General features: G+C 68.5%; 15 protein-coding genes. 10 read left to right on the plus strand and 5 right to left on the minus strand.

The genetic code is table 11. From position 1 onward, the window contains the following. Window positions 1–73: 73 nt before the first annotated feature. Window positions 74–1267 carry a quinolinate synthase NadA gene (gene nadA, locus ABD371_RS10430; RefSeq protein ID WP_344475186.1) on the minus strand — a complete coding sequence of 398 codons (1194 nt, stop codon included), beginning with the start codon at window positions 1265–1267 and terminating at the stop codon, window positions 74–76. A gap of 281 nt (window positions 1268–1548) precedes the next feature. Here nadA and ABD371_RS10435 point away from each other — a divergent pair, with 281 nt between their 5' ends. Beyond that, on the plus strand, window positions 1549–1905 hold the full coding sequence (locus ABD371_RS10435; protein ID WP_190121780.1) for a HesB/IscA family protein: 357 nt from the start codon (window positions 1549–1551) through the stop codon (window positions 1903–1905). Between the two features lie 85 nt (window positions 1906–1990). On the opposite strand, the gene ABD371_RS10440 is transcribed toward ABD371_RS10435, so the two are convergent. Further along, a complete protein-coding gene (locus ABD371_RS10440; RefSeq protein WP_344475189.1) occupies window positions 1991–3529 on the minus strand; it encodes a hypothetical protein in 1539 nt (512 codons plus the stop codon). A 111-nt stretch (window positions 3530–3640) separates the two neighbouring features. Beyond that, entirely contained in the window at window positions 3641–3847 is a 207-nt protein-coding gene (locus ABD371_RS10445; RefSeq protein ID WP_190121778.1) for a hypothetical protein, read from the minus strand. Window positions 3848–3976: 129 nt separating this feature from the next. On the opposite strand from ABD371_RS10445, the gene ABD371_RS10450 reads away from it, so the two are divergent. Beyond that, the gene (locus tag ABD371_RS10450; protein WP_344475191.1) at window positions 3977–4951 is read left to right on the plus strand and encodes a carbohydrate kinase family protein; all 975 of its coding nucleotides are present in this window, start codon (window positions 3977–3979) and stop codon (window positions 4949–4951) included. Between the two features lie 65 nt (window positions 4952–5016). On the opposite strand, the gene ABD371_RS10455 is transcribed toward ABD371_RS10450, so the two are convergent. Beyond that, window positions 5017–6390, minus strand: a complete 1374-nt coding sequence (locus tag ABD371_RS10455) for a cysteine desulfurase/sulfurtransferase TusA family protein (protein WP_344475193.1) — start codon at window positions 6388–6390, stop codon at window positions 5017–5019. Window positions 6391–6685: 295 nt separating this feature from the next. Between ABD371_RS10455 and ctaC the strand changes: the two genes are divergently transcribed. From ctaC to ABD371_RS10475, 4 genes are all read left to right on the plus strand, one after another. Continuing rightward, window positions 6686–7651: an aa3-type cytochrome oxidase subunit II gene (gene ctaC / locus ABD371_RS10460; protein ID WP_190121775.1), complete on the plus strand. Its 966-nt coding sequence runs from the start codon at window positions 6686–6688 to the stop codon at window positions 7649–7651. Continuing rightward, on the plus strand, window positions 7648–9387 hold the full coding sequence (ctaD, locus tag ABD371_RS10465) for an aa3-type cytochrome oxidase subunit I (RefSeq protein ID WP_190121774.1): 1740 nt from the start codon (window positions 7648–7650) through the stop codon (window positions 9385–9387). Before ctaC ends, ctaD begins: the two co-directional genes overlap by 4 nt. After that, window positions 9384–9782, plus strand: a complete 399-nt coding sequence (locus ABD371_RS10470; protein WP_190121773.1) for a cytochrome c oxidase subunit 4 — start codon at window positions 9384–9386, stop codon at window positions 9780–9782. The genes ctaD and ABD371_RS10470 overlap by 4 nt, the downstream gene beginning before the upstream one ends. A 164-nt stretch (window positions 9783–9946) precedes the next feature. Next, entirely contained in the window at window positions 9947–11203 is a 1257-nt protein-coding gene (locus ABD371_RS10475; protein ID WP_344475196.1) for a L,D-transpeptidase, read from the plus strand. Window positions 11204–11309: 106 nt separating this feature from the next. Here ABD371_RS10475 and ABD371_RS10480 read toward each other — a convergent pair whose 3' ends face one another. Further along, window positions 11310–11711, minus strand: coding sequence for a response regulator transcription factor (locus tag ABD371_RS10480; protein ID WP_190121771.1), 402 nt, complete (start codon window positions 11709–11711; stop codon window positions 11310–11312). A 180-nt stretch (window positions 11712–11891) separates the two neighbouring features. Between ABD371_RS10480 and ctaE the strand changes: the two genes are divergently transcribed. The 4 genes from ctaE (at window position 11892) to qcrB (ending at window position 16106) form a co-directional block, all read left to right on the plus strand. After that, window positions 11892–12509, plus strand: coding sequence for an aa3-type cytochrome oxidase subunit III (gene ctaE / locus ABD371_RS10485; RefSeq protein WP_190121770.1), 618 nt, complete (start codon window positions 11892–11894; stop codon window positions 12507–12509). 77 nt (window positions 12510–12586) lie between these two features. Beyond that, the gene (gene qcrC, locus ABD371_RS10490) at window positions 12587–13399 is read left to right on the plus strand and encodes a cytochrome bc1 complex diheme cytochrome c subunit (RefSeq protein ID WP_344475199.1); all 813 of its coding nucleotides are present in this window, start codon (window positions 12587–12589) and stop codon (window positions 13397–13399) included. Then, the gene (qcrA, locus tag ABD371_RS10495; RefSeq protein WP_344475201.1) at window positions 13396–14475 is read left to right on the plus strand and encodes a cytochrome bc1 complex Rieske iron-sulfur subunit; all 1080 of its coding nucleotides are present in this window, start codon (window positions 13396–13398) and stop codon (window positions 14473–14475) included. Before qcrC ends, qcrA begins: the two co-directional genes overlap by 4 nt. Next, on the plus strand, window positions 14472–16106 hold the full coding sequence (qcrB, locus tag ABD371_RS10500) for a cytochrome bc1 complex cytochrome b subunit (RefSeq protein ID WP_344475203.1): 1635 nt from the start codon (window positions 14472–14474) through the stop codon (window positions 16104–16106). Before qcrA ends, qcrB begins: the two co-directional genes overlap by 4 nt. The last annotated feature ends 33 nt before the right edge of the window (window positions 16107–16139 follow it).

Genomic DNA, 16139 nt, shown 5'->3' on the forward strand with positions numbered 1-16139 from the left:
CCGAGCACGGACGCCCGGCCCGGACCCCCCCCGTGGGGGGGTCCGGGCCGGGCGCTTTTCCGGAAGGGACGGCCTACGGCAGCGCGAGCATCCGCTCCAGCGCCAGCTTCGCGAAGCTCTCGGTCTCCCGGTCGACCTGGATCCGGTTGACCAGCGAGCCCTCGGCGAGCGACTCCAGGGCCCACACCAGATGCGGCAGATCGATCCGGTTCATGGTCGAGCAGAAGCAGACCGTCTTGTCGAGGAAGACGACCTCCTTGTCGGGGTGCGCGTTGGCCAGCCGGCGCACCAGGTTCAGCTCGGTGCCGATCGCCCACTTCGACCCGGCGGGAGCCGCGTCCAGGGCCTTGATGATGTACTCCGTCGAGCCGACCTCGTCCGCCGCCGCCACGACCTCGTGCTTGCACTCGGGGTGGACCAGCACCCGCACCCCCGGAATCCGGGCGCGCACATCCTCGACCGACTCCAGCGAGAACCGGCCGTGCACCGAGCAGTGGCCGCGCCAGAGGATCATCTTGGCCGCGCGCAGCTGCTCGACGGTGAGCCCGCCGTTCGGCTTGTGCGGGTTGTAGAGGACGCAGTCGTCCAGCGAGAGGCCCATGTCCCGGACCGCGGTGTTCCGCCCGAGGTGCTGGTCGGGCAGGAAGAGCACCTTCTCGCCCTGCTCGAAGGCCCAGTCCAGGGCCCGCTTGGCATTGGACGAGGTGCAGATGGTGCCGCCGTGCTTGCCGGTGAACGCCTTGATGTCCGCCGAGGAGTTCATGTACGAGACGGGGACGACCTGCTCGGCCACCCCGGCGTCGGTCAGCGTGTCCCAGCACTCCGCGACCTGCTCGGCCGTGGCCATGTCCGCCATGGAACAGCCGGCGGCGAGGTCCGGCAGCACGACCTTCTGGTCGTCGGAGGTGAGGATGTCCGCGGACTCCGCCATGAAGTGGACACCGCAGAAGACGATGTACTCGGCCTCCGGCCGCGCCGCCGCGTCCTTCGCCAGCTTGAAGGAGTCGCCCGTGACATCGGCGAACTGGATGACCTCGTCACGCTGGTAGTGGTGACCCAGGACGAAGACCTTCTCCCCGAGCTTCTCCTTGGCGGCGCGGGCGCGCGCCACCAGGTTCGGGTCGGAGGGGGAGGGCAGATCGCCGGGGCACTCCACGCCGCGCTCGCTGCGGGGGTCGGCCTCCCGGCCGAGCAGCAGCAGAGCGAGCGGGGTCGGCTGTACATCGAGCACGTCCTGCGACTCCGTACGGGTCTGGGCGGTGGTCACGACACACACCCTTTCTATTTTCTGTACAGACCTTTTCGTCTATTTGACGTTATCTATCATAACCGCTTCATGTCACTTTGACGATGCCCATAGCGTCGATGTGACGCACCCCCGGTCCGCCGTGCGGCACCCCCGGCGGGAGCGGTGTGCGAGCATGAAAGGGAAAGAACGCCTCCGGCCCCGGAATGAATCCGCGGCCGAGCCGGTTGCCATTGTCGGCAAGCAGTCTCCGTATTCCCCCGCCTCCGCTGGGGAGACCCATCCCGGGAGTGATGAAGCAGATGTCCGTATCGGACGAGACCACCACCGTGAACGACGGCATCCTCCTCTCCGACGCCGCCGCGGCCAAGGTCAAGGGCCTGCTGGACCAGGAAGGCCGGGACGATCTGGCGCTGCGCGTCGCCGTTCAGCCCGGTGGCTGCTCCGGCCTGCGCTACCAGCTCTTCTTCGACGAGCGTTCGCTCGACGGCGACGTCGTGAAGGACTTCGACGGCGTCAAGGTCGTCACCGACCGGATGAGCGCTCCCTACCTCGGCGGCGCCTCCATCGACTTCGTGGACACCATCGAGAAGCAGGGCTTCACCATCGACAACCCCAACGCCACGGGATCCTGCGCCTGCGGGGACTCCTTCAGCTAAATCCTCGCGCTGAACGGCGGAAGGCGGCGACCCCCGGTCCAGGGGGCCGCCGCCTTCCGCCGTTCGGCGTTGGGGTCGGATCCGGTCAGCCGGACGCCCGGGCGACCTTCTCGCCGCTGTCCGCGTCCACGACCTCGCGACCGCCCAGCGGCTTCTCCAGCGTCACCGTCTTCCTGATCTCCTTCGCCAGGGCGATGCAGGCCTCACCGGGCTTCTGCTCCGGCTCGATGATCCGCACCCGCACCCGGTCGCCGCTCTCCGCGGCGGTCACCCGGTACTCGCCGCACACCCCGCCCCAGAAGGTGACGGTCAGCGCCCGTCCCTCCGCGCTGTACGACAGGATCCGGCCGTCGCCCGTGGCCGGGGCCTCGGCGGAGGGGCTCTCCGGCGAGGGCACGTCCTTCGGCGGCACCGACGGCTCCCGCAGGAACGCGGGCTCCACCGCGGGCTCGGCCACCGTGTACGCGGGCATCGAGCCGCCCGGCTCCGCCCGGAACAGCCAGGACGGCACCAGCACCGGCCGCCCGTCCGCGTACTGCGCGGAGAGCGCGAAGGACGCCCCGGTCACCTTGATCACTTTCTTGGCGGGCGGCGCGGCCGGAGCGGTCCCCGCCTCGCAGGGGCCCTCCTCCACCGCGGCCGTCCCCGCCCCGCCGCCGTCCAGCGGCACCGCCGACGCGCAGGCCCGCGGCCCGCACGGGACGTCGTGCCCCGAACCGCCCCCGCCGCCCGGCAGCCGGGGCGCGCAGCGGGGATCCCGTACGGCGGAGTCGGCGCCCGGGCCCGCGTTCAGCCGCTCCAGCGTCTCGGCGGCGGAGAGCACCGGGTACTCCTCGCCCCTCACCGGCGGCTTCAGATTGCCGGCGGCGCGCACCACCCGCCCGTCCGCGTCGATCTGGAGATCGGTCGACCAGCCGTACGTCGCCAGCCCGCCGACCACCGGATCGGCGTTGACCACCCGGAGCGAGCCGATCGTCTGCCGCGCGTCCAGCTTCGCGCCGTCCTGGCCGAGCGCCTTCAGCACCGGGGCGGCGGCCTCCTTCGCGGTCCGCTCGTCCGGCGGGGTCCCGGTGTCGCCGGTGCTGTCGAGCTCCGGGCACTCCTTGCCGCCCCGGCAGTTGTCGCCGCCGGGGGAGAGGCTGTACGTCCAGCTCCCCGGCGCGGCCGTGTCGACCCGGAGCACGGGATCGGCGCCGTCGCCACTCGCCCCGATCGTCCACTGGGGGCCCGCCGAGCGAGGCGTCCCCGGCAGCTCCAGCGCCTCGGCGAGCCGGGCCACCTCGGGCCCGGAGACCGTGCCCGTCGCCCGGTGGACCGGGGCCCGCTCCGGGCCGGCCGGCAGCTCGCCCTCGACCGTGTACCGGGGCCCTCCCGAGGGGTCCGGCTCCCCGGGCGCGATCCTGCCGCCGTCCCGCTCGCCCGAGCCGATCCCGAGCCGGGGCGGGGTACTGTCCGGCGCGCCGCTCTTGGCGTCCGCACGGCCCCCGTCCCCGCTCGCGCCGAACCCCGCCGAGGCGAAGTAGGCACTGCCGCCCCCCGCGATCAGCACCGCCGCGGCCACGGCCGCGATCAGCCGGGGACGCCTGCGGGGTGGACCGTCGTGCGTGTTCTCCGTACTGCTCACCGCATCGCTCCTTGTCTCCGTCCCGGCGACCCGGGGCGTGGGTGGGACGGAGCAGAGGCGCGCCCGGTTCCCCGGACGCGTCTGACGGCGCCGGCGCCGTGCGGAACTCCCTCAGTCGCCGTACTCGGACATGGCGTCGACCAGCCGGGCCGAGGCCGCCGAGACGACTACACCACGGATACGGGACGCGGGCACGGGCACGGGCGCGGCGGTCGCGGGAACCACCCAGTGGGGTGCCATCCGGACGCAGTCACCCCGCAGCTGGGACAGAGTGAATTCGGACTCGCGTACGACAGGGGAACGGCGAGAGTTCGTCATATCTGCACCGTACGCACCAGGGAACACGGTAAAAAGACCTACTATCGGGTAGTTTCGCCCCATCGGCTGTCCCACCGGGAACGGGTAGCGTTAAGCGTCATCCACACCCCGCCACAGGAGCGCATCGCCGTGCGAATCGCAGTCACCGGCTCCATCGCAACCGACCATCTCATGACCTTTCCCGGTCGTTTCGCCGATCAGCTAGTCGCCGACCAGTTGCACACGGTCTCCCTCTCGTTCCTCGTCGACACCCTCGATGTGCGCAGGGGCGGTGTCGCGGCGAACATCTGCTTCGGCATGGGCCAGCTGGGCACCGGCCCGATCCTGGTCGGCGCGGCCGGCTCGGACTTCGACGAGTACCGCGCCTGGCTCGACCGCCACGGCGTGGACACCGGATCCGTGCGGATCTCCGAGGTGCTGCACACCGCGCGCTTCGTCTGCACCACCGACGCCGACCACAACCAGATCGGCTCCTTCTACACCGGCGCGATGAGCGAGGCCCGCCTCATCGAACTCCAGTCCGTCGTCGAGCGCACCGGCGCGCTCGACCTGGTGCTGATCGGGGCGGACGACCCCGAGGCGATGCTGCGCCACACGGAGGAGTGCCGCTCGCGGAACATCCCCTTCGCCGCGGACTTCTCGCAGCAGATCGCCCGGATGAGCGGCGACGACATCCGCACCCTCCTGGAAGGCGCGACCTACCTCTTCTCCAACGAGTACGAGAAGGGGCTCATCGAGTCCAAGACCGGCTGGAGCGACGACGAGATCCTCGCCAAGGTCGGCCACCGGGTGACCACGCTCGGCTCGCGCGGAGTCCGCATCGAGCGCATCGGCGAAGAGGCCATCGAGGTCGGCTGCCCGGCCGAGGACGCCAAGGTCGACCCCACCGGAGTCGGCGACGCCTTCCGCGCGGGCTTCCTCTCGGGTCTCTCCTGGGGCGTGGGCCACGAGCGCGCCGCCCAGGTCGGCTGCATGCTCGCCACTCTGGTCATCGAGACCCTGGGCACCCAGGAGTACACCCTCCGCCGCGCCCACTTCATGGACCGCTTCAAGAAGGCCTACGGCGAAGAGGCCGGCGCCGAGGTCGAGCGCCACCTCGCCTGACGCCCTCACGCACGATTTCCCCCCGGGCCCGGCGGCCCGGGGGGAGGCTCCGCGTCGAAGACGCCCTACTCGGCGCGCCGCACCACATGGGCCGCGCCCCGCTCCCTCTCCTCGGCCCCCAGGTACTCCTGGCCCCGCATCCCGCACCACGCCGGGATGTCCAGCCGGGCCGCCTCGTCGTCCGAGAGCACCGTCACCGTCCCGCCGACCGGCACCCGGCCGATCACCTTCGCCAGCTCGATCACCGGGATCGGACACCGCTTCCCCAGCGTGTCCACCACCAGCGACGGCGGACCCGCTTCCGCGCCGCCCGCCGCCCCCGCGCCCACCGGCGCGCCGAGGCGCTCCCGTACCGAGGAGACCGCCCCGGGCAGCACCGCCAGAAAGCGGTCCACCTCCTCGGCCGGGGTGCCCGGCGGCAGCGACACCCGGACATTGCCCTCGCTCAGCACCCCCATCGCCCGCAGCACATGGCTCGGTTCGAGCGTGCTGGAGGTGCAGGACGAGCCCGACGACACCGAGAAACCCTCCCGGTCCAGCTCGTGCAGCAGGGACTCGCCGTCGGCATAGAGACAGGAGAAGGTGACGAGATGGGGGAGCCGGCCCACCGGGTCGCCCACCACCTCGGCGTCGGGCACCAGCTCCGGCACCCGGGCGCGGATCCGGTCCACCAGGGCCCGCAGCCGTACCGCCTCCTCCCGCGCCTCGGCCCGGACCGCCCGCAGGGAGGCCGCCGCCGCGACGATCGCCGGGATGTTCTCGAAGCCGGGGGAGCGCCCCGACTCCCGCTCGTCCGCCGGTCCCCGCGGCGCGAACCGCACCCCCTTGCGGACCGCCAGCAGCCCCACCCCGGCCGGGCCGCCCCACTTGTGCGCGCTCGCGGTCAGCAGCGACCAGTCACCGCCGACCGGGCCCCAGCCCAGCGACTGGGCGGCGTCCACCAGCAGCGGCACCCCCGCCTCCCGGCAGACCCCGGCCACCTCGGCCACCGGCTGCTCGGTGCCCACCTCATGACTGGCCGACTGGAGACAGGCCAGCGCCACCCCCTCGCCCAGCGCCCCGGCCCAGTCGGACACCGCCACTCGGCCGTACCGGTCGACGGGCACCCGGACCGCCTCCTCGCCCGCCGCGTGGAGCACCGAGGAGTGCTCCACCGCCGAGACCACCACCCGCCGGCCGATCCGCCGGCGGCCCGCCACCGCCCCCGACACGCCGAGGTGGACCGCGTGCGTCCCGGACGGGGTGAAGACCAGCTCGTCCGGCCGGCACCCGACCGCCTCGGCCGCCGCCTCCCGGGCCGCGTCCAGCAACAGCCGGGCCCGGCGGCCCTCGCGATAGAGCCTGGCCGGGTCGGACCAGCCCTCGTCGAGGGAGGCGGCCAGGGCCTGGCGGGCCACCGGGTGCAGAGGGGCTGAGGACGCGGCATCGAAGTAGGACACCGCGCCACGCTAACCCCCGGCGGCCGAGGGAGCGTCAGATGCCCGTCCCAGGCTCCGAAAACCTTGGCGAATACCCGAGCGATTCCGAGGGGAAAGCCCACGTTATCCAGGGGGATTCCACCCCTTCGGGGGGGCGGACGGCGCGTTGGGCACCCTCCCCGCGCGACCCCAAATAGCGTCCAGTAGGGTTTGGTCCGCATAAACATCCAAACCCCTGCCCGCGTCAGGGCCGGCGACCGACCAGCGAGACGGCCGCATCCCGTCGCGCGGGCCGAGACTCTCGGGAAGGCGCTACGTGAGTCCCAACGGCTCCGACCGCTCGTCGCGGCGCCCGATGCGGCGGAAGCTGCCGCAGGCGCTGACTGCGGGCCTGATCCTGGTTACCGCGACCGGCTGCGAATACACATGGGAAGACTTCCCACGCCTCGGCATGCCCACCCCGGTCACGGAAGAGGCGCCGATCATCCTCTCCCTGTGGCAGGGATCCTGGGCTGCGGCGCTCGTCACGGGCGTTCTGGTGTGGGGTCTGATCCTGTGGAGCGTCATCTTCCACCGGCGCACCCGCACCAAGGTGGAGGTACCTCCGCAGACCCGGTACAACGTGCCCATCGAAACGCTGTACACGGTGGTCCCCCTCATCATCGTCTCGGTGTTCTTCTACTTCACCGCACGTGACGAGTCGAGGCTGCTCTCCCTCTCCAAGGAGCCCGTCCACAACATCAATGTGGTCGGCTACCAGTGGAGCTGGGGCTTCAACTACATCGAGGATGTAGAGGGCTCCAAGGGCGATGCCAAGACCGACAAGCACCTGAACGCGATTCCGGACAAGTACATCAAGGACCTCCCGGCCAACGCCGGCGGCGTCTACGACTACGGAATCCCGGGCACCCGCAATCCTCAGAACGGAAACCCGGGCCCGACCCTGTGGCTCCCCAAGGGGGAGAAGGTCCGTTTCATCCTGACCTCCCGTGATGTGATCCACTCCTTCTGGGTGGTTCCCTTCCTCTTCAAGCAGGACGTCATCCCCGGGCACACCAATGCCTTCGAGGTGACGGCCACGAAGGAGGGCACCTTCATGGGCAAGTGCGCCGAACTCTGCGGCGTCGACCACTCCCGGATGCTGTTCAACGTCAAGGTCGTCTCCCCGGAGCGCTACCAGCAGCATTTGAAGGAGCTGGCCGAGAAGGGGCAGACCGGCTACATCCCGTCCGGCATCGCTCAGACGGACCCGGCCAAAAACGCGGAGAAGAAGCAACTGTGAGCATCCTCAACGAATCTCAGGGTGCCGCCGCAGCAGCTGACGACTCATACGAGAACGAGCTGCCGGTACGGCGCAAGCAGCCGGGCAATGTGGTGGTGAAGTGGCTCACCACCACCGACCACAAGACCATCGGTACGCTTTACCTGATCACTTCGTTCGTCTTCTTCTGTGTCGGCGGAGTGATGGCGCTCGTCATGCGCGCCGAGCTGGCCCGTCCGGGCACGCAGATCATGTCGAACGAGCAGTTCAACCAGGCGTTCACCATGCATGGCACGATCATGCTGCTGATGTTCGCCACCCCGCTCTTCGCCGGGTTCGCGAACTGGATCATGCCGCTGCAGATCGGCGCGCCCGATGTGGCGTTCCCGCGGCTGAACATGTTCGCCTACTGGCTCTACCTCTTCGGTTCGCTGATCGCGGTGGGCGGCTTCCTCACCCCGCAGGGCGCGGCCGACTTCGGCTGGTTCGCCTACTCCCCGCTGTCGGACGCGGTCCGCTCGCCGGGCGTCGGCGCCGACATGTGGATCATGGGTCTGGCTCTCTCGGGCTTCGGCACCATCCTCGGCTCGGTCAACTTCATCACCACGATCATCTGCATGCGCGCACCCGGCATGACGATGTTCCGTATGCCGATCTTCACCTGGAACGTGCTGCTGACCGGTGTTCTGGTCCTGCTCGCCTTCCCCGTGCTCGCCGCCGCGCTCTTCGCGCTGGAGGCGGATCGGAAATTCGGCGCACACATCTTCGACGCGGCCAATGGCGGCGCGTTGCTGTGGCAGCACCTCTTCTGGTTCTTCGGCCATCCAGAGGTGTACATCATCGCCCTGCCGTTCTTCGGCATCGTCTCGGAGATCATCCCGGTCTTCAGCCGCAAGCCGATGTTCGGTTACTCGGGCCTGGTGGCCGCCACGATCGCCATCGCCGGTCTCTCGGTGACGGTGTGGGCGCACCACATGTATGTGACGGGCGGCGTGCTCTTGCCGTTCTTCTCCTTCATGACCTTCCTGATCGCGGTACCGACCGGTGTGAAGTTCTTCAACTGGATCGGCACCATGTGGAAGGGGTCGCTCTCCTTCGAGACGCCGATGCTCTGGACGATCGGCTTCCTGATCACCTTCACCTTCGGTGGTCTGACCGGTGTCATCCTGGCCTCGCCGCCGCTGGACTTCCACGTCTCGGACTCGTACTTCGTGGTGGCGCACTTCCACTACGTCGTCTTCGGCACCGTCGTCTTCGCGATGTTCGCCGGCTTCCACTTCTGGTGGCCGAAGTTCACCGGCAAGATGCTGGACGAGCGCCTGGGCAAGATCACCTTCTGGACGCTGTTCATCGGATTCCACGGCACCTTCCTGGTCCAGCACTGGCTGGGCGCGGAGGGAATGCCGCGGCGTTACGCGGACTATCTCGCGGCCGATGGATTCACCGCACTGAACACGATTTCGACCATTAGCTCGTTCGTGCTCGGAGCCTCGGTTCTTCCCTTCATGTACAACGTCTGGAAGACGGCGAAGTACGGAAAGAAGATCGAGGTGGACGACCCGTGGGGTTACGGCCGTTCGCTCGAATGGGCGACTTCCTGCCCGCCGCCGCGGCACAACTTCCTCACTCTTCCGCGGATCCGTTCCGAATCCCCGGCCTTCGACCTGCACCACCCCGAGATCGCGATTGTCGACCAGCTCGAAAATCGCGGTGAGGTCGACAAGGCTCTCGTCGGCGGGAAGGGTGCGGCGAAGTGAAGATCCAGGGAAAGATGTTCCTGTGGCTCAGCGTGTTCATCCTCGCTGTGGCCATCCTCTACGGCGTCTGGTCGAAGGAGCCCGCGGGCACCACCGCGCTCTTCCTCGCGTTCGGCCTGACCGTCATGGTCGGCTACTACCTGGCCTTCACGGCCAGGCGGGTGGACGCCATGGCCCAGGACGACCAGGAGGCCGATGTCGCGGACGAGGCCGGCGAGGTGGGGTTCTTCTCCCCGCACAGCTGGCAGCCGCTCGCGCTGGGCATCGGTTCGGCGTTCGCCTTCCTCGCCGTGGCCGTGGGCTGGTGGCTGATGTACTTCTCGGCCCCGCTGATCCTCTTCGGGATCTTCGGCTGGGTGTACGAGTACTACCGCGGCGAGAACCAGAACCAGTGAGCCCCCGGCTCCACTGATCGCCGCACCGCCCGCGCGAACCCTCGCGCGGGCCGCGCAGACGGTCCGGGCCCGGATCCCCCGCTTCACTCGTGCGGGGGATCCGGGCCCGCCCGTTTGTACGCACTCAACGCGCCGCTGTGGTGTGATTTTCATACCGTGAAGCTATGAACCAGACGCCGCGCCTCAGCTCAGTTCTCCGCTGCACCCTGCTGGTCCTGGCCCTGGGGTCGGTCGTCACCGCGTGCGGTGAGACGAAGAGCCACCCGCTCTCGGCCAAGCCCTTCGACGCCGCGCGCCAGATCGTCTTCAACACCCCGCAGGGTTCCGCGAAGGCCAGCCCCGACAAGCCCCTCGAGGTCACCGTCGCCGAGACCGAGCGGACGGGCGCCCGGATCACCGATGTCACCGTCGTCGACGACTCGGGCCACCATCTGGCGGGCGAGCTCGCCGCCGACGGCAGCCGCTGGCGTTCCACCGGAGCCCTGTCGGCCGGCGCGAAGTACACCGCCAGGGTCGCCACCGAGGACAAGAAGGGCGCTCCCGGCACCCGTACGCTCGGTTTTGAGACATCCCCGGCCAAACGGCAGCTGACCGTGGGTTTCGGCCCGGAGGAGGGCACCTACGGCGTCGGGCAGCCCATCATCGCGGAGCTCAGCGCGCCGATCGAGGACCGCGAGGCCAGATCCGTGGTCGAACGCGCCCTCAAAGTTGACTCGAAGCCGTCGGTCGACGGCGCCTGGCACTGGGTCAACGGCGAGGTGCTGCACTTCCGGCCCAAGGACTACTGGCCGGCGGGCGCGAAGGTGACCGTCTCCAGCAACCTCCAGGGCGTCAAGGTCTCCCACCAGCTGTACGGCGGTGCCTCCGACCCCCTCAAACTCACCATCGGCGACCGGGTCGAGGCCTACACCGACGCCTCCTCGCACTGGATGACCGTGCTCCGCAACGGAGAAGTGATCAACACCATTCCGATCACCACCGGGAAGCCCGGCTTCTCCACCCGCAACGGCACCAAGGTGGTGCTCGGCAAGGAGTACTTCGTCCGGATGCGCGGCTCCAGCGTCGGCATCGGCGGCTCCGAGGCCTACGACCTGCCGGTCTACTACGCCACCCGGGTCACCTGGAGCGGCGAGTACGTCCACGCCGCGCCCTGGTCCATCGGCTCCCACGGCTACGCCAACGTCAGCCACGGCTGCACCGGCATGTCCACCGGCAACGCGGCCTGGTTCTACGAGACCGTGCGCGAGGGCGACCTCGTCCATGTCATCAACAGCGTCGGCGACGAGATGGACACCTTCGGCAACGGCTACGGGGACTGGAATCTCTCCTGGGCCGACTGGCGCAAGGGCAGCGCCCTCGTCGGCGCGGTCAGGGACGGCAGCAGCGCCACCGACGTGGCACGGCTGCGACCCCGTATCTGAGCCCCCCCTGAGCCCCCCGAGTCCCGCGGAGGCCCCCTGGAGCCCTCCTGGCGCCCCTGAGGGCCCGCGACGGCCCGTCAGACCGCCGTGCCCGCGCGGGAAGGCGTCAGGCCCCCACACCGAGCCTCTCGCGCAGCAGGGCGGCCAGCGCGTCCGCGAACTCCACCGGGTCCACCGGAAGCGTCACAGCGGCCTCCGCGCGGCTCCAGGTGGCCAGCCAGGCGTCCTGGGGGCGGCCGATGAGCAGCAACACGGGCGGGCAGTCGAAAATCTCGTCCTTGATCTGCCGGCAGACGCCCATCCCGCCCGCGGGCACGGTCTCGCCGTCCAGCACACAGACGTCGACCCCGCCCTCCTCCAGCCGCTCCAGCACCGCCGGGAGCGTCGCGCACTCGATGAAGGCGACGGGGGGGACATCGGCCGCGGGCCTGCGCCCGGCCGCGAGCCGTACCTGCTCACGGGTGTTGGCGTCATCGCTGTAGACCAGCACGGTGGCGGTCGGCTGCATTGTTCCTCCGCGTCGTTGGGTCCCTCTGGATCAGGTACCGGTGGCCCGGATGCTACTCGCTCACCCTGTTCGCAAACAGCGGTTCGGACACCCTGGCGATGGGCCGTTCGGGCCGGACGGGGGCGGCTGACACACCGAACGGCACCCCCCGGAGTGAGGGCGGGATAAGCGACCGACATAATGTCGGTCGTGGCGACAGCAACGACAGTAGAAACCGGGCACGCGCACCCGTCGGTCAATCGGCCGAACCTCGTCAGCGTCGGAACCATCATCTGGTTGAGTTCCGAGCTGATGTTCTTCGCGGCCCTCTTTGCGATGTACTTCACTCTGCGCTCGGTAACGGGTGCCGAGTTCTGGTCCTCGAAGGCCGACCTTCTGAACTTCCCGTTCTCGGCGACGAACACCACGATCCTGGTGCTCTCCTCTCTCACCTGCCAGCTCGGCGTATTCGCCGCCGAGCGCGGCGATGTGAAGAAGCTCCGCACGTGGTTCATCATCACGTTCATCATGGGCGCGATCTTCATCGGCGGTCAGGTCTACGAGTACACCGAGCTGGTCCAGCACGGGATCTCCCTCTCGTCTGACCCCTACGGCTCGGTGTTCTACCTGACCACCGGCTTCCACGGACTGCATGTGGCAGGCGGACTCATCGCCTTCCTGCTGGTCCTGGGCCGGACGTACGCGGCCAGGAGATTCACCCACGAGCAGGCAACCTCCGCCATCGTCGTGTCCTATTACTGGCACTTCGTCGATGTCGTCTGGATCGGCCTCTTCGCCACGATCTACATGATCAAGTAACGGGCGTGGGCGTTCGCGCCCGAAGCAGACACAGTCCAGAAGCATCGACGCAGAAAATCCTGACACCGGGGTAATCCGTGAAAAAGCTCTCCGCACGACGACGCCATCCGCTGGCGGCGGTCGTCGTCCTACTCCTCGCGCTGGCGGCCACCGGGGGGCTGTACGCCGCGTTCGCGCCTGCGGACAAGGCACAGGCCGAAGAAACCTCCCAGTCCCTCGCCATCGAGGAGGGCAAGAAGCTGTACACCGTCGGCTGCGCGAGCTGCCACGGAACCGGCGGCGAGGGCACCACTGACGGTCCCTCCCTCGTCGGCGTCGGCTCGGCCTCCGTCGACTTCCAGGTCGGCACCGGCCGTATGCCGGCGCAGCAGCCCGGTGCGCAGGTGCCCAAGAAGAAGGTCATCTACTCCCAGGCCGAGATCGACCAGCTCGCGGCGTACGTCGCCTCGCTCGGTGCCGGTCCGATCACGCCGACCGAGGACCAGTACAGCCCCAAGGGCGCCGACGTCGCCAGGGGCGGCGATCTCTTCCGTACCAACTGCGCCCAGTGCCACAACTTCACCGGCAAGGGCGGCGCGCTGACGGAGGGGAAGTACGCCCCCACCCTTGAGGGCGTCAGCAACAAGCATCTCTACGAGGCCATGCAGACCGGCCCGCAGAACATGCCTTCCTTCCCCGACGGCGTCATGCCGGAGAAGGAGAAGAAGGAGATCATCGCCTACGTCGAGACCATGAACGACCCGGACAAGGCGTCGAGCCCCGGCGGTCTGACGCTGGGCGGGCTCGGTCCCGTCAGTGAGGGTCTGTTCGCCTGGATCTTCGGTCTGGGTGCGCTGATCGCAACCGCCGTCTGGGTCGCGGCCCACACCGCTAAGGCCAAGAAGTCATGAGTAGCCAAGACATTCCAGAAGAGAACCTGCCGGCTGAGCAGGGCACCGCGCACGGCGCGGCAGGGCACGGCGGCACCGCCGTGGCCCAGCGTGTGGACGAGGACCCGTTCCACGATCCCGGACTGCCGGCCCACAAGCCGCGCATCCAGGACATCGACGAGCGGGCCGCCCAGCGCTCCGAGCGCACCGTGGCCCTCTTCTTCACGCTCTCGATGCTGTCCACGGTGGCGTTCATCGCCGCCTTCGTGGCCTTCCCCGTCGACAAGCTCGTCTACATCTGGCCCTTCGGCCGGGTGAGCGCGCTGAACTTCTCGCTGGGCTGGACGCTCGGCGGGGCCCTCTTCTTCATCGGGGCGGGCGCGGTCCACTGGGCCCGCACCCTGATGTCCGACGAGGAGGTCGCGGACGAGCGGCACCCCATCGAGGCCTCGCCCGAGGTCAAGGCCAAGGTTCTGGCCGACTTCGCGGCGGGCAACGAGGAGTCCGGCTTCGGCCGTCGCAAGCTGATCCGGAACACGATGTTCGGCGCGATGGCGCTGGTCCCGCTCACCGGAGTGGTCCTTCTGCGCGACCTCGGTCCGCTGCCGGAGCGCAAGCTCCGGGTGACGCTCTGGGCCAAGGGCAAGCAGCTCATCAACATGAACACGCATGAGCCGCTGCGTCCCGAGGACATCACCGTCGGCTCGCTCGTCTTCGCCATGCCCGAGGGCCTGAAGGACGACAGCCACGACTTCCAGAAAGAGATCGGCAAGGCCGCCCTGATGATCGTCCGGATCCGTCCGGACGACATCAAGGACAAGCGAGAGCTCGAGTGGTCCCACGAGGGCATCGTGGCCTTCTCCAAGATCTGCACCCATGTCGGCTGCCCGATCAGCCTCTACGAGCAGCAGACCCACCACGTGCTCTGCCCGTGTCATCAGTCCACCTTCGACCTCTCCGACGGAGCCCGGGTCATCTTCGGCCCCGCCGGTCACCCCCTTCCGCAGCTGCGGATCGGTGTGAACGCGGAGGGCAACCTCGAAGCGCTCGGCGACTTCGACGAGCCTGTCGGTGCGTCCTTCTGGGAGCGCGGATGAGTACTGCAACTGAGACCAAGCGCCCCGAGCGCAAAGCACCCGCCGGTGAGCGGGTCGCCGACTGGGCGGACGGCCGGCTGGGGATCTACTCCCTGGCCAAGGCCAACATGCGCAAGATCTTCCCGGACCACTGGTCCTTCATGCTCGGTGAGATCTGCCTCTACAGCTTCGTGATCATCATCCTCACGGGTGTGTATCTGACGCTGTTCTTCACCCCGTCGATGAACGAGATCGTCTACCACGGCAGCTACGTCCCCATGCAGGGCGTACGCATGTCCGAGGCCTACGCCTCGACGCTGGAGATCAGCTTCGACGTCCGCGGCGGTCTGCTCATCCGGCAGATGCACCACTGGGCCGCGCTGATCTTCGTCGCCGCGATGATGGTCCACATGATGCGCGTCTTCTTCACGGGCGCCTTCCGCAAGCCGCGCGAGGTCAACTGGCTCTTCGGCTTCCTGCTGCTCTTCCTGGGCATGTTCACCGGTTTCACCGGTTACTCGCTCCCGGACGACCTGCTCTCGGGCACCGGCGTCCGCTTCATGCAGGGCGCGATCCTGGCCGTGCCAGTCGTGGGCACGTACATCTCGATGTTCCTGTTCGGCGGGGAGTTCCCAGGTCACGACTTTGTGTCCCGGTTCTATTCGATCCACATCCTGCTGTTGCCGGGCATCATGCTCGGACTGTTGGTGGGCCATCTGATCCTGGTCGTCTACCACAAGCACACGCAGTACGCGGGTCCCGGCCGTACCGAGAAGAACGTCGTCGGCATGCCGCTGCTGCCGGTCTACATGGCCAAGGCGGGAGGCTTCTTCTTCCTGGTCTTCGGCATCATCGCGGTGGTCTCCGCCGTCGCCACGCTGAACCCGATCTGGGCACTCGGCCCCTACCGGGTCGACCAGGTCTCCACCGGCGCGCAACCCGACTGGTACATGGGCTTCGCCGAGGGTCTGATCCGTGTGATGCCAGGCTGGGAGATCAACGCCTTCGGCTACACACTCGCCCTGGGCGTACTCATCCCGCTGATCGCCTTCCCGCTGGTGCTGGGCGCGATCGGGGTCTACCCCTTCATCGAGTCCTGGATCACCGGGGACAAGCGCGAGCACCACATCCTGGACCGCCCGCGCAACGCCCCGACGCGTACGGCCTTCGGTGTGGCCTGGCTGACCGCGTACTTCATCATGTTGATCGGCGGTGGCAACGACATCGTCGCCACGCACTTCAACCTGTCGATCAACGCGATCACCTGGTTCGTCCGGATCTTCTTCTTCGCCGGACCGGTCATCGCCTTCATCGTCACGAAGCGCATCTGCCTCGGGCTCCAGCGCCGCGACAGGGACAAGGTGCTGCACGGACGCGAGTCCGGCATCATCAAGCGACTGCCGCACGGTGAGTTCGTCGAGGTCCACGAGCCGCTCAGCCAGGGTGAGCTGTACCGCCTCACCGCGCACGAGCAGTACAAGCCGATCGAGATCGGCCCGACCGTGGACAAGAACGGCGTGGAGCGGAAGGTCTCGCTCGTCAAGAAGACGCAGGCCAAGCTCAGCCAGAGCTTCTACGGCGAGGGGAACCAGATTCCCAAGCCCACCGCCGAGGAGTACAAGGAGATCACCAGTGGCCACGGCCACCACTGATCGCCTGATCTGATCGTTACGATCGCCACAGCC

The organism is Streptomyces amakusaensis (assembly GCF_039532665.1).
Classification (GTDB): domain Bacteria; phylum Actinomycetota; class Actinomycetes; order Streptomycetales; family Streptomycetaceae; genus Streptomyces; species Streptomyces amakusaensis.